General features: G+C 63.2%; 12 protein-coding genes and 1 pseudogene. 7 read left to right on the forward strand and 6 right to left on the reverse strand.

All coding sequences use genetic code 11. From position 1 onward, the window contains the following. Window positions 1-610 precede the first annotated feature (610 nt). From ACK41U_RS17715 to ACK41U_RS17740, 6 genes and pseudogenes are all read left to right on the forward strand, one after another. Complete coding sequence (locus ACK41U_RS17715) at window positions 611-2,149, forward strand: ABC transporter substrate-binding protein (protein WP_409683103.1); 1,539 nt, start codon at window positions 611-613, stop codon at window positions 2,147-2,149. 9 nt (window positions 2,150-2,158) lie between these two features. Beyond that, a complete protein-coding gene (locus tag ACK41U_RS17720; RefSeq protein ID WP_409683106.1) occupies window positions 2,159-3,184 on the forward strand; it encodes an ABC transporter ATP-binding protein in 1,026 nt (341 codons plus the stop codon). Then, window positions 3,181-4,185: an ABC transporter ATP-binding protein gene (locus tag ACK41U_RS17725; protein WP_409683109.1), complete on the forward strand. Its 1,005-nt coding sequence runs from the start codon at window positions 3,181-3,183 to the stop codon at window positions 4,183-4,185. The genes ACK41U_RS17720 and ACK41U_RS17725 overlap by 4 nt, the downstream gene beginning before the upstream one ends. A 31-nt stretch (window positions 4,186-4,216) precedes the next feature. Next, entirely contained in the window at window positions 4,217-5,128 is a 912-nt protein-coding gene (locus ACK41U_RS17730) for an ABC transporter permease (RefSeq protein ID WP_409683112.1), read from the forward strand. Window position 5,129: 1 nt separating this feature from the next. Beyond that, window positions 5,130-6,065 (forward strand): ABC transporter permease, encoded by a 936-nt coding sequence (locus tag ACK41U_RS17735; protein ID WP_409683115.1) that lies wholly within the window; start codon window positions 5,130-5,132, stop codon window positions 6,063-6,065. A gap of 51 nt (window positions 6,066-6,116) precedes the next feature. Next, window positions 6,117-6,402, forward strand: a pseudogene (locus tag ACK41U_RS17740) (IS5/IS1182 family transposase); the annotation flags it as partial. A 2-nt stretch (window positions 6,403-6,404) separates the two neighbouring features. Here ACK41U_RS17740 and ACK41U_RS17745 read toward each other — a convergent pair. The 5 genes from ACK41U_RS17745 to ACK41U_RS17765 form a co-directional block, all read right to left on the reverse strand. Then, window positions 6,405-6,548: a hypothetical protein gene (locus ACK41U_RS17745; protein WP_409683118.1), complete on the reverse strand. Its 144-nt coding sequence runs from the start codon at window positions 6,546-6,548 to the stop codon at window positions 6,405-6,407. 161 nt (window positions 6,549-6,709) lie between these two features. Then, the gene (locus ACK41U_RS17750; RefSeq protein ID WP_409683121.1) at window positions 6,710-7,567 is read right to left on the reverse strand and encodes a carbohydrate ABC transporter permease; all 858 of its coding nucleotides are present in this window, start codon (window positions 7,565-7,567) and stop codon (window positions 6,710-6,712) included. After that, window positions 7,564-8,454, reverse strand: a complete 891-nt coding sequence (locus ACK41U_RS17755) for a carbohydrate ABC transporter permease (RefSeq protein WP_409683124.1) — start codon at window positions 8,452-8,454, stop codon at window positions 7,564-7,566. The genes ACK41U_RS17750 and ACK41U_RS17755 overlap by 4 nt, the downstream gene beginning before the upstream one ends. Before the next feature lie 57 nt (window positions 8,455-8,511). Further along, on the reverse strand, window positions 8,512-9,873 hold the full coding sequence (locus ACK41U_RS17760) for an ABC transporter substrate-binding protein (RefSeq protein WP_409683126.1): 1,362 nt from the start codon (window positions 9,871-9,873) through the stop codon (window positions 8,512-8,514). Window positions 9,874-9,913: 40 nt separating this feature from the next. Beyond that, entirely contained in the window at window positions 9,914-10,969 is a 1,056-nt protein-coding gene (locus ACK41U_RS17765; protein WP_409683129.1) for an ABC transporter ATP-binding protein, read from the reverse strand. Between the two features lie 219 nt (window positions 10,970-11,188). Here ACK41U_RS17765 and ACK41U_RS17770 point away from each other — a divergent pair, with 219 nt between their 5' ends. Then, window positions 11,189-12,424: an ROK family protein gene (locus ACK41U_RS17770; protein WP_409683131.1), complete on the forward strand. Its 1,236-nt coding sequence runs from the start codon at window positions 11,189-11,191 to the stop codon at window positions 12,422-12,424. A gap of 244 nt (window positions 12,425-12,668) precedes the next feature. On the opposite strand, the gene ACK41U_RS17775 is transcribed toward ACK41U_RS17770, so the two are convergent. Beyond that, window positions 12,669-12,923 carry a DUF1330 domain-containing protein gene (locus ACK41U_RS17775; RefSeq protein WP_409683134.1) on the reverse strand — a complete coding sequence of 85 codons (255 nt, stop codon included), beginning with the start codon at window positions 12,921-12,923 and terminating at the stop codon, window positions 12,669-12,671. Window positions 12,924-13,054 lie beyond the last annotated feature (131 nt).

Consider the following 13,054-nt stretch of genomic DNA (forward strand, 5'->3'; position numbering starts at 1 on the left):
CGCCAGCGCCTGTTCGGGCGGCAGGCGGCTGTGCAGGGGGTACTGCTCTTCGGTGATCTGCGTCAGCAGCCGGTCATAGACCTGATCGGCCAGAGACGGGGGCTGGGGGTCAGACACGCGGCGCTCCTTTCACGAGGTCAGACCGGGACACCGGCGGTGCGATAGACCTGCTCCATAAGCCGCAGCGTGCGCAGATTGTCCAGCCGGTCTCTGGGCAGCGGTGGGCGGCCGGCAGGCGTTTGAAGTCAGTCAGATAGGGTTGGCGGCCCAATAAGAAGTGCACCGGGTCCGTAACTAAAATTACCAGTATTGACTAATAATGGGGTCGATATTACTGCTTATGACCAGATAGCATATTGACCGACATCTAATCCGCTAGTATGTTAGTTTTGCAGAGCCACTCGTATCAATGCGGCCACGCGCCGGACGTCAGACAGTCCGCGACCGGAAATACTCATGTTCAGAACTGAACCCGGCCTCAGTCTGCATGCGAGCACAAAGGGGCGTTCACCGGCGGACGACAGCCACGGCCCGCCGCGCCCGACCTTCGAATGACTGCGCCACCGTCCGATCAGGGAGAGGTCGGGCATCTGTAGAGGAGGAGAGATTGATGAAAACCATGACATTATGGTGTGCGGCAGCTATTGCCGTGGCACAGCCAGCCATCGCACAGCCGACCGGCGAGGTCCGCATCGCCATCGGCGCGGAATCGCCCTCGATGGGCGCGCATTGGGGATATGCCGCCAAGGAAGGTGTCGTGCTGCGCAATATCCACGAGGCGCTGGTCGACCGCGATCCCGAAACCAACGAGATCGTCCCCAGCCTTGCCCTCTCGTGGGAGCGGATCGAGCCGACAATCTGGGAATTCAAGCTGCGCGAGGGCGTCACGTTCCACGATGGCACGCCATTTGATGCCGACGCGGCGGCCCATGGCATCAACTGGATCTATGACACCGCCAATGCCTATACGGTCGCGGGCTTCCTGCCCAACCGGGAGTATCGCGCCGAGGCGGTCGATCAGTACACCCTGCACATCCATACCGGAACGCCCGATCCGATCTATCCCTCGCGGGCCTTCGGGATCGGCATCACCTCAAAAGCGCATCTGGAAAGCGGTCTCGACAATTATGAAAACAAGGCCGTGGGAACCGGCCCCTACCTCATCGACAGCTGGAACCGCGGCACGTCCTATACGCTACGTGTAAACGAAGACTGGTGGGGCTTTGACGTCGAGGGGATCGCGCAGCCGGATTTTGAGACTGCGACATTTCTGATCCGCCCAGACTCTTCCAGCCGAATCGCGGCCATGCGCGCAGGCGAGGTCGATTTCGCATGGGATCTGACGCCGGATGAATGCCGCGCGAATCTGGGCGACAACTGCATCTCGGGGCCGACGCCCGAAACCGTCTATGTGCGCATGGATGTCGAGCACGAGGTGATGAAAGACCCGCGCATCCGCGAGGCCATGTCGCTGGCGCTGGACCGCCCGACCATCAGCCGGGTTCTGATCGGTGACGCGACCCCGGCCGCCGCCATGATCATCCCCGGCGTCACCGGCTATCCCGACATCGAACCCATGCCCTTTGACATCGAACGCGCCATCACCCTGGTCGAAGAGGCCCGCGCCGACGGCGTTCCGATTGACGACTTCCCGCTGTTCATCTCGATGCGGTCGGGGTCGTTCTCGGGCAATACCGAAGTCATGGAGGCGGTTCAGGGTCTTTATTCCGCGATTGGCCTGAACGTGGCCATCCGGGCAATGGAAGATCTGGAGTTCCGGTCGCTGTTCGACCTGCCGCCCTCGGAAAAGCCTGTCGCGACCGATCGCGGCTGGCTGGCCCTGCATCGCCACAACAACGCCGAATTCGACTTCGCCCGCACCTATGCCTCGAACCACCATTGCGCGGGGCAGGCCTCGACCGGGTGCAACCCCGAACGCGACGCCGAATTCGAGACGGCATCGGCGCTGACCGGCGATGAACGTCACACCGCCTTCGCGGAAATTGCCGCCCGGATGTACAGCGACCCCGAGCATCTGATGTTCCTGCCCATCGCGCATACGTCGATCTTTCATGGCGTGTCCGACAGGCTGGACTGGACGCCGCGCAGCGACATGCAGCTGCTGCTCAAAGATCTGAAAGCCAGGTAGGGGGCGGACATGAACATCGTCGCACAGAATGCGCCCCCCGAGGCGGGGGTCAGCCTCAAAGTCCGCGATCTGCACGTTTCGTTCGATTCCGATCAGGGAAGGATCTTCGCCGTAAATGGCGTGGATCTGGACGTGGCACCCGGAGAGACGCTGGCGCTGGTCGGAGAATCGGGGTCGGGAAAATCCGTCACATCCGAGGCGATCATGGGCATCATCGACTGCCCGCCGGGGCGGGTGACCGCCGGGCAGATGACATGGGGGGACAGGTCGCTCAAGGATATGACGTCTGCGCAACGGCGCAGGCTGTGCGGGCGGACATTCTCGCTGGTGTTTCAGGACGCGCTGACGGCGCTGAACCCCGGCTTTACCGTGGGCTATCAGATTGCCGAGATGTTTCGCGTCCATCAGGGCCTGTCGCGGCGTGAGGCGCGCGAAAAGGCGGTGGAAAGCCTGCGCCGAGTGGGCATCCCTGCACCCGAACGGCGGGTGGATGAATACCCGCACCAGTATTCGGGCGGGATGCGTCAGCGCGCCATGATCGCCATTGCGATCGCGCTGCGCCCCCGGCTGCTGTTCGCGGATGAGCCGACGACTGCGCTGGATGTGACCGTTCAGGCGCAGGTGATCGAACTGATCAAGCAGATCCAGCAGGAAGATGGCATGTCGCTGGTGCTGGTCAGCCACGACCTTGATCTGGTCGCGCAATATTGCGACCGGATCGCGGTCATGTATGCGGGGCGGATCGTCGAGACGGGCACGGTCGATCAGGTCTATCTGAACCCCGCGCATCCCTATACGCGGGGCCTGATCTCATCGCGCCCGACGCTGCATGGCAATCAGGGCGCGCTCAGCACCATTCCGGGGCTGCCACCCCGGCTGACGGCCCTGCCCGACGGCTGCGCCTTTCAACCCAGATGCGCGATGGCCACCGATCTGTGCAGCCGCGCGGTTCCAGGTGAGACCCGCGTGGCGCAAGGGCATCTCAGCCGCTGCCATTTCGCCGGTCAGCTTGAGATTGAAAGGGTTGCGTCATGACCTTGGCCGAGGAACAGACCCAGACCCTGCCGCCGATTCTGGCTGTCGAGGATGTCGTGCGTGAATATGGCCGGGTCGCAGCGGGCTGGATGCGTGCGGCGGGTTACGGGATGCGGGCGGTCGACGGCGTCACTTTGCAGATCGAACGGGGCGAGACGGTCGCCGTGGTCGGTGAATCGGGCTGCGGAAAATCCACGCTGCTGCGCTGCATGGTCTCGGTCGAGGATGTCTCGGACGGGCATGTGCGCTTTGAGGGCGTCGAGGTGCGGGACATGCCGAAGGCTGCGCGCAATGACTATCGCCGCCATGTGCAGATGATCTTTCAGGACCCGACCGCCTCGCTCAATCCGCGAAAGCGGGTCAGCGACATCATCGGCGAACCTTATCGTATCCATTTCGGCAAGAAGCTGTCCGATGACCGGTTGTGCGAACTGATGAGCATGGTCGGCCTCGATCCGGTGCGGCGCGACGCCTATCCCTCGCAATTTTCGGGCGGGCAACGCCAGCGCATCGCAATCGCGCGGGCGCTGGCGGTCGAGCCAAAAGTGATGCTGTTCGATGAGCCGGTCGCCGCACTGGATGTGTCGGTGCAGGCGCAGATCCTGAACCTGCTGTGCGAGATCCGTGAGCGCACGGGCGTCGCATCGGTGTTCGTGTCCCACGATCTGTCAGTCGTGCGCTTTATCGCGCAGAAGGTCTTTGTCATGTATCTGGGGCGCGTCGTGGAATCCGGCCCGGTCGGCCCGGTCTTCGACAACTCCTCGCATCCATACACGCAGGCGCTGATTTCGGCGGTGCCCAAAGGTCTGGAGCAGGCCGACCCGAACGCCCCGCGCATTCTGCTGCAGGGCGAGCCGCCCGACCCGGCCCGTCCGCCGCAGGGATGCAGGTTCAATCCACGTTGCTGGAAGGCGACTGATCTCTGCCGCAGCCAGGCGCCGTTGCTGACGCCCCGGCAGGACGGGCAGGGCATGGTCGCCTGCCACCACCATGACAGCTGACCCGCAGGCGCGATCCAGGAAAGGATAAGACATGCGCTATACACTCAGAAGGGCCGGACAATCCGTCGCAATGATCGCGGTGCTGATGACACTGGTGTTTTTCGGCGCCCGGGTCATCGGTGATCCGGTCGATGCGATGGCGCCTCCGGGGGCCAGCGAGCAGGCCCGGATGGACATTGCGGTGCGCTTTGGGTTCGACCAGCCGATCAGCGTGCAGTTCGGCGAATTCGTGATGCGGGCGGTCCAGCTGGATTTCGGCAACTCGATGTGGCAGGGCACGGACTCGCTGTCCATCGTGCTGGAGCGGTTGCCCAACACGCTGATCCTGGCGGGCGTCACCATGCTGATGGTCGTGCCCATCGCGGTGCTGCTGGGCTGTCTGGCGGCGATGCGGCCGGGCAGCCGGACCGACCGGGTGATTTCCTTCATCAGCCTCTGCGGCGTCTCGATGGTGGAATTCTGGCTGGGTCTGATTTTGATCGGCTTGGTCAGCGTCCAGCTTGGCCTTTTGCCCACGGGCGGCATGGATCATCCGCTCAGCGTGCTGTTGCCGGCGGCCACGATCGCCTTTCGCGGCATTGGCCGGCTGTCGCAATTCGTGCGCAGCGCGATGATCGAGGAACTGGGCAAGACCTATATCGTCATGGCCCGCGCCAAGGGCATGCCCGAATGGCGGGTCTTCATGCATGCGGGCAAGAACGCGGCCATCACCATCACGACGATGGCGGCAGACGAGCTGTCGGACCTGCTGACCGGCACGATGGTGGTCGAGACCGTGTTTGCCTGGCCGGGCATGGGCATGCTGATCGTCAACGCCATTGCGATGCGCGATCTGTTCCTGCTGGAGGCGACGGTCTTCGTGATCGCCATCATGATCGCGACACTGAACCTGTTGTCCGACCTGTCATATACATGGCTCAACCCCAGAATACGGTATTCGTGACATGACCGATATTTCTCAGCCCCGCCCCGCCCGGAACCGGCTTGCCCTGATGCAGCGCGCCCTGTTCCGCGACACACCCAGCTTTCTGGCCCTGATGTTCATCGTGATCGTCGCATCGGGGTCGGCCTTTGCCCAGTGGCTGGCCCCCTATGACCCAAGTGCAATCAATATCGCGGCCCGCCATGTCGCCCCGTTCAGCGTGGCACCCGGCAGCGGATTTCATCTGCTGGGCACCGACAATCTGGGCCGCGATGTCCTGTCGCGCGTGATGTATGCGGGTCAGGTCTCTCTTTCGGTGGGCCTGCTCAGCGTGCTGGTTTCGGGGCTGTTCGGGACGATCATCGGGCTCTGGGCGGGCTATGCCCGTGGCCGGACCGAAGGCATCCTGATGCGGATCGTCGATCTGCAGATGTCGGTTCCGTTCCTGTTGCTGGCAATGATCGTGCTGTTTACCCTGGGGCCGGGTGTCACCAATGTCATCATCGTGCTGGCGCTGGTGCGCTGGCCGCTTTACGCCCGGATCAGCCGCAGCCTGGTGCTGGATATCGGCAATGCGCCCTTCATCGACTTCAGCAAGATGCAGGGCGCATCGGGTCTGCGCGTGGTCGTGACCAATATCCTGCCCAATATCATCTCGCCCATGGCAGTCATCGCCACATTGGAGGTGGCGCGCGTCATTCTGGCCGAATCCACGCTCAGCTTCCTTGGGCTGGGCGTGCAGGCGCCGGAAACGTCCTGGGGCCTGATGGTGGCGCAGGGGCGGCAATACATCACCACGGCGCCCTGGACGATCTATGTGCCCGGCGCAACGATCTTTCTGGTCGGCCTCAGCATCACGTTTCTGGTCGGCTGGATCCGCAACATGAGCGATCCGCTGCTGCGCATGAAATGGCTGTATCACGAACGGCCGCGTCGCGCGCCGCGGTTGCCACAGTGACGGCCCACAGGGCTCCGGTTCCGGCTGGAGCAAAGTTCAGTGGCAGGTCACCCGATCCGCAAGCACCCGCGGCCGTGGAAGGAGGATTCCCCGGCCGCGGTCGTCAGAAGCGAAACCCTGCGCGCCACCCGGCACGTCCGGCAGAACGCTCCGGATGCGCTGGACCCGATACCATGTCCGAAGCCTCATCGAGGTCGAGATGCGCTGCCTGAAGGCCTTCGGAGAGCGCATCTGCGCAAGAGACCCAGTTCGCCAAACCGCTGAAATCCAGATCCGCATCGCATTGATGAACCGCTTCCCGGCCCGCGGCACCGCCGAGATCCTGCGCGTGGTCTGAACTCAGCGGGGAAAGGGCACATGCAGATGGTTGGGCAGCGGGCTATGGATGATGTCAATTTCCGGGTCGGCCAGAAGATCGGGCGATCCCGAGGGTTTGTGCCACCGCAGCCGCGCGGTCGCCATCGTGTCAGGAAATGCCGCCAACGACCCGCCGGTCGCTTTTCTGCAAGGCGGGGATGACCTGATTGATGGCAAAATTCGCCGTGCTCAGGACACCTCAGACCGATTTCCACATCCCGGCCATGTTCTCCTGTTCCTTTTCCCTGCCAGCCGGCCCGTCATATATCAGGGCCGGCTGGCCGGTCTTACCCTTTCACAGCGCCAGCTGTCATGCCGCTGACGATATAGCGGTTGGCTGCCAACGCAAAGACGATGACCGGAGAGATCACGAGGATCGCATAGGCCGCGATGACGCCGTATTCGGCCCCCGCTTCGGCCCCGCCAAGAAAGCGCGTGATCCCGACCGTCAGGGGCTGGGCGTCGTTGCCCGCCAGGAACAGCGCGAACAGGTATTCGTTCCACGACATGATGAAGACCAGGATCGCCAGCGCGATCACGCCCGACCGCACCACCGGCAGCGTCACGTTCCAGAACAGGTTCCACGGGCTGCACCCGTCGACAATGCCCGCCTCTTCCAGCTCCTGCGGGACGGTATCGAAAAATCCGACCAGCATCCATGTCGCAAAGGGAATGTGGATGGTGAGATGCGCCAGCAACAGCCCGATGCGCGATCCGGACAGGCCAAGATTGACGAAAATCAGGAACAGCGGCAGCGCCAGAACGACATAGGGGATGAACCGCATTGCCAGCACGCCGAACGACACCGCCGAGCGCGCCCGCCCCGAGATTTTAGTCAGCCCGTAGGCCAAGGGCGTGCACACTACCAGCGTGATGACCACGGCCGAAACCGAGATGATGACCGAGTTCGTGAAGAAGAACCAGAAATCACCGCGCGTGAAGGCCTGCACGAAATTGTCGAAGGTGAAATCCCGCATCATCAGCAGGTCCAGCGGGCTGCGGAACAGCGCCGTTCGGTTGAACGACGCGGCCAGCAACATGACCGGCGGCAGCAGCGACACGATCAGCCAGAAGCCAAGGGCCGCGTGGATCAGCCATGTCGTGCTGCGCTTTCTGAGGCGGGCGCTTGCGTTGGTCCTGCTCATGCCTTGTCCTTCATGGTGCTGCGGTAAAGCGTGATGTAGATCCAGGCGACGACCGCCATGATGATGAACATGGAAAACGCAATGGTATTGGCCATGCCCATGTCCTGATTGGCGATCCCCCGGTTATAGGCAAAGATGCTGAGAACCGAGGTTGATCGCCCCGGCCCGCCCCCGGTCAGCGCCCAGATCATGTCGAATTCCCGGAAAGCCGAGGTGATCAGGATGATCGACACGAACAGGATATGCGGGCGCAGCATCGGCAGCACGATATACCACAGCGCCTGCAACGGGCCTGCGCCGTCGATCCGGCCCGCTTCGTGCAGCTCGTCGGGGATGGTGGTCAGGGCAGCGTAGAACACAAGGATCGCCAGCGGGATCAGGTGCCACGAATTGGTGATGATCGTGGCCAGCAGCGCGGTTTCGCGGTCCAGCAGCCAATAGGGCGCGCCGCCGCCGAAGAACCCCGAGATCTGGTTCACCACACCGAATTCCTGCTGCCAGATGAAGAACCGCCACGCGATGCCGCCCACCACCGGCGTCATCACGAAGGGGATCAGGAACAGCGCCATCCACATCGGCCGCAGCTTGACCTGACGGGCGTTCAGCAGGAACGCGATCAGAATGCCGAAGGTGACCGAGACCAGCACGCAGCCCACGGTGAAGATGCCGGTGATCTTCAGGGCGTTGATGAACAGCGGATCCTGAAAGGCCGCGACGTAGTTCTGCAACCCGATAAAGGTCTGGTTGGTGAAATCATACAGAAACACCCGGTGCAGGCTGTATCGCAGCCCCAGCACCAGGGGCGTTCCGACGATCAGGATCATCAGGATCAGGCCGGGCAGAATGAACCACCAGCCTCGTGTGAACTGTGCGCGTCTGCTGGACATCGGCCCTCCTCCGGCGATGGGTTGCCCCCGCGAGTGATGCGCGGGGGCGGCGGTTGGTTACTGGATGTAGCCTGCGGCCTGAAACGCCTGCGTCATGGCATTCACCCACCGGGTCTGCGCCTGTTCAGCCGTCAGATCGCCCGAAAACACGTCGGTGATGAACTCGGTTGTGCCGTTCCACATGGCCGAGCCGTATTCCGGGATGCCCTGACGGATGAAGACCTCATCCAGAACCTGCTCGTAGGCGGGCAGGAAATCGGCGTAATAGGGCTGCTGGGCCTTCAGCTCTTCGCTGGCAAAATGGCCGGTGGTCGAGAACTGCTCGGACTGCTTGCCCCATTCGATCTCGTTGTCCTGCAGCATCCATTTCAGGAATTTGAACGCCTCTTCGGCATTGGGCGTATCAAAGACGAACACACCGCCGCCGCCAAGGAAGGGCGCGCCCTGCTCGTATCCGGCCAGATTGCCTTCCCAGACCGGCAGGGGCGCATACATGACGTTGCCCGCGGCCTGCCCGGCCTCGTCCTCGACGGTGCCCAGACCCTGCGGCCACATGACGGCGGTGGCCAGACCGCCATCGCGGAACATTTCCAGCCCTTCGAGAAAGCCCCAGTTCTGCGCCTCGCGCGGGGCGGTGTTCCGGGCCAGATCGACGAAGTAATTCGCGGCCTCGACCAGCATCGGGTTGTCCAGATCGGTCTGGAAATTCTCGTCAAAGCCACGCAAGCCTGCGGAATACAGCACGACGATAAAGCTGCGGGTGATGCCCGCGCCCGCGCCAAGCGCATCGGCCCAGCCATAGACCGCCCGTTCCAGCGTTTCACCGGCCAGCGTCTCGCCCCGGTCGCGGGTGAAGAATTCGGCCACCTCGCGCCATTCGGCATAGGTCGCGGGCATGGTCAACTCGCGGCCATACTCCTCGGCGAAGGCCGCCTTTTCATCCGCGTTTTCCAGCCAGTCGCGGCGGGCGATCATCATCGGCGCGGCGGGCGTCGTCGGCAGGGCGATGATCTCGCCCGGACGCGCATCCGATTTCATGTGGCTGTCGATGACCAGTTGCGGATAGGCGTTGATGTCAAAGCCGTGTTCCTCGATCCACGGCGTCAGATCGACAACATGGTTCTGGAAGGTGCCGAACCAGCCGGGGCTGTGATAGCCCAGATCCCACCGGCCGGTGCCGCCGATCGCCTCGATCGACATCTGGTCGCGCAGCTGGTTGGGGGGAAGGATTTCACCGATCACCCTGATGCCGGTCTCTTCCTCGTATTTGGGCGCGAAATAGTTCACGACCGCATCCGCCTCGGCGCCCGGATGCAGGGCCCAACGGATGGTGATGTCCTGCGCCGTGGCCACCGAGCCAAGCGCCATCGTGAAGGCCAGAGCGCCAAGCGGGGCGCGGGCCGGAATCGTAAAGCTCATGGTATCCTCCCTATTGTCGTCAGATGCGGGTGTACGCCGGTCAGTTCAGGCGCATTTCCGTCTTGGGGTCGAACAGATGCAGCCGCCCCGCGCGCGCGGCCATGCGGATGGTCTGGCCCGGCGCAAGGTCGTGGCGTTCGCGGAACACCGCCGTCATCGGCTTGCCGCCAAGCGTGGCGTTGACGTGGATTTCGGCCCCGGTCGGCTCGACCACGTCGATGGTGGCCTCCAGCCCGGTCTCGGCGATGGTCAGATCCTCGGGGCGGATGCCCAGCAGGACGGCCTGCCCCTCGGACAGCGCCACACCGGCGGGGGGCGCGGTGATCTGGCCATCGGCCAGATGCAGCATGCCGTTCGTTGCCGTCGCCTCGAAGAAATTCATCGACGGAGAGCCGATGAAGCCTGCCACGAACAGGTTGGCGGGCGTGTCATACAGTTCCAGCGGCGCGCCGGCCTGTTTCACCACCCCGTCATGCATGACCACGATCAGATCGGCCATGGTCATCGCCTCGATCTGGTCATGGGTGACATAGACCGTCGTGACCTTAAGCCGTTGGTGCAGCTGCTTGATCTCGGCCCGCATCTGCACGCGCAGTTTCGCATCGAGGTTCGACAGCGGTTCATCGAACAGGAACACCTGCGGATTGCGCACGATGGCGCGGCCCATGGCGACCCGCTGACGCTGACCGCCCGACAGCTGCCGCGGATAGCGGTCCAGCAACACGTCGAGGTTCAGGATGTCGGCGGCCCGCGCCACGCGCTGCGCGATCTCATCCTTGGAGACTTTGGACAGTTTCAGCGCAAATCCCATGTTCTGCGCGACCGTCATATGCGGATAGAGGCCATAGTTCTGGAACACCATGGCGATGTCGCGATCCTTGGGGGCCATGTCATTGACCTCTTGCCCACCGATCAGGATGGCGCCCTCGGTCACATCCTCCAGCCCCGCGATAATGCGCAGCAGCGTCGACTTGCCACAGCCTGACGGGCCGACCAGCACGACGAAGGCCCCGTCTGCGATCTTCACGTCGATGCCGTGGATCACCTGCGTGCTCCCATAAGCCTTCTTGACGTTCTGAATGGTCACTTCGGCCACTGCTCTCTCCCTCTGACTGCGCGATTTGCTGTCACCCTGCTCTGAATAGCCGCAGTTGAAATGTCGCGTCAAATATTAAATCAACTTTATTGATTTAATCTGAGGCAGCCCCGGACGCACCGCTTGCAGCCAGGCCGTCCGCTTTCTGCTAAGACCCTGACACCTGATCTGTTATTCGCAAGCAATGCCTTGCCTCCGCACCGCACGGGACCCGACGCCATGAACCAGTCATCCTTACCCCGGATCGCTATCCCGTCGGTCGCTGTGGCCGGGCCGGGCAATCTGACCGACCGCAGCGAACTGGACCGTCTGCTGCTGAGCCTGATCCGGCGGCACGGCGCGCTGGCCAAATCCGAGCTGGCCCGGCTGGCGGATCTGTCACCACAGACGGTGTCGGTCACGACCCGGGCGCTGGAGAAACAAGGTCTGCTGCGTCGCCTGGAACCCCTGCGTGGCCGGATCGGACAGCCGATGGTGCCGCTGGCACTGGCGCCCGAAGGTGCCTTTGTCGCAGGGGTCAAGATCGGCAGACGCAGTGTCGACTATCTGCTGGCCGATTTCTGCGGGGGCGTCCGCGCCCAGAGCAGCCTGGAATATGACGCACCGGACCCGGCCATCGTCCTGACCTGGCTGCGGCGACAACTGGGCCGGACCCGCGCCGATCTGGGCCTGCACGCCGCCAAGCTGATCGGGTTGGGCATCGCCATGCCGTTCCAGCTTTGGGACTGGCAGGCCGAGGAACCGGCCGAGCAGGCCCATCACCGCGCATGGCAGGCAATCGACCTGCGCGCTGCGCTGGCCGATGAGGGTCTGAGCATCAGCCTTGTCAATGACGCCACGGCCGCATGTGCCGCCGAAATGATGTTCGGCACCGCGTCCCTTCCGGTGGATTTCGTCTATTTCTACATCGGGACATTCATTGGCGGCGGCGTGGTCCAGAACGGGCGTCTGCGGATCGGCCCGACCGGGCATGGCGGCGCGCTTGGGTCAATGCTGGTGCAGTGCCCCGATGCCGGAACGGTCCAGTTGATCCGCGTCGCATCGCTGGCGGCTCTGAAACAGTCCCTGCAAGCCGCCGGGATTGCGCCCCCCTGCGTCGAGGATGATCCCGAGGGCTGGGCCTCACTGTGCGATCATGTCCAGCCGTGGATTGATCGCGCAGCCTTTGGTATCGCGCAGGCGGCCATCAGTGCCATTGCCGTCACCGACAGCAAGGCAGTCGTGATCGACGGCGCCATCCCTGATGCGCTTCGCCAGTCGCTTGTCGCGAAAACCCTCGCGCATATGCAGGCGCTGGACATGTCAGGCATCGTGGCACCAGAGGTGAAACAAGGAACACTTGGCGTCATTGCGCGTTCCCTTGGCGCCGCAGGAACCTCGCTGATCACCCAGTTCGGTCTGCGCGCCGATGCAGATTTTGATCGCGGCAACCGGCAGGGTCCGGTTGATAGATGACGTCGGCACGGGCGGATTGACGCCATGCCGATGAGACTTTTCTGGTCTTGCCGTATCGGGTTGCCACCGGGCGTGCCCACTCCATCTTGTCGAAACCCAGAGATCAATCGCCCCCTGACCCGCGCTCAGCACCCTTACCGTTTCGCCCGGATCGACCTCGAACCCCAGGTTGATCTTGGCGAAACGGTGCGTGCCTCGGGCAGAGAGGCAACCGGGTTGTCGTCCCGGTGACGGACGCAGGCAGCTACCCCTCGGGCAGGCCGTCGACGATGGTCACCGACACCACGGCCGCGCCCTCGCGCCTTTGGCGGGCGCGCTGATAGTCGTCGGACAGGTAGCAGGCCTGCGCCGAGGCCAGATCGGGAAAGCGGATGATGACGTGGCGGTCATAGGCCGGACCTTCCAGCACCTGAGACGCGCCGCCCCGTGCCAGAAACCGGGCGCCAAACCGGGCGAATGCAGCAGGTATCTGCGAACAGGACATCAGAGGTTTGTCCATCGCCTCCGAACGTGGCAGATTGCCGCAGTGTGGCGGTGTATCCCTTCGGCGTGATTCTGCGCCGCCTTTTGCAATGTCCTCATATTCAGGTTCATCCGATGCGCGACCCCTTGTTCCGCATGGCCCTTGTT

The organism is Paracoccus sp. (in: a-proteobacteria) (assembly GCF_046289755.1).
Classification (GTDB): Bacteria; Pseudomonadota; Alphaproteobacteria; order Rhodobacterales; family Rhodobacteraceae; genus Paracoccus.

Bases quoted from the DNA above. Each gene is read 5' to 3' on its own strand.
- ACK41U_RS17715 (WP_409683103.1), top strand. From the start codon at position 611: ATGAAAACCATGACATTATGGTGTGCGGCAGCTATTGCCGTGGCACAG.
- ACK41U_RS17720 (WP_409683106.1), top strand. From the start codon at position 2,159: ATGAACATCGTCGCACAGAATGCGCCCCCCGAGGCGGGGGTCAGCCTC.
- ACK41U_RS17725 (WP_409683109.1), top strand. From the start codon at position 3,181: ATGACCTTGGCCGAGGAACAGACCCAGACCCTGCCGCCGATTCTGGCT.
- ACK41U_RS17730 (WP_409683112.1), top strand. From the start codon at position 4,217: ATGCGCTATACACTCAGAAGGGCCGGACAATCCGTCGCAATGATCGCG.
- ACK41U_RS17735 (WP_409683115.1), top strand. From the start codon at position 5,130: ATGACCGATATTTCTCAGCCCCGCCCCGCCCGGAACCGGCTTGCCCTG.
- ACK41U_RS17750 (WP_409683121.1), bottom strand. From the start codon at position 7,567: ATGAGCAGGACCAACGCAAGCGCCCGCCTCAGAAAGCGCAGCACGACA.
- ACK41U_RS17755 (WP_409683124.1), bottom strand. From the start codon at position 8,454: ATGTCCAGCAGACGCGCACAGTTCACACGAGGCTGGTGGTTCATTCTG.
- ACK41U_RS17760 (WP_409683126.1), bottom strand. From the start codon at position 9,873: ATGAGCTTTACGATTCCGGCCCGCGCCCCGCTTGGCGCTCTGGCCTTC.
- ACK41U_RS17770 (WP_409683131.1), top strand. From the start codon at position 11,189: ATGAACCAGTCATCCTTACCCCGGATCGCTATCCCGTCGGTCGCTGTG.
- ACK41U_RS17775 (WP_409683134.1), bottom strand. From the start codon at position 12,923: ATGGACAAACCTCTGATGTCCTGTTCGCAGATACCTGCTGCATTCGCC.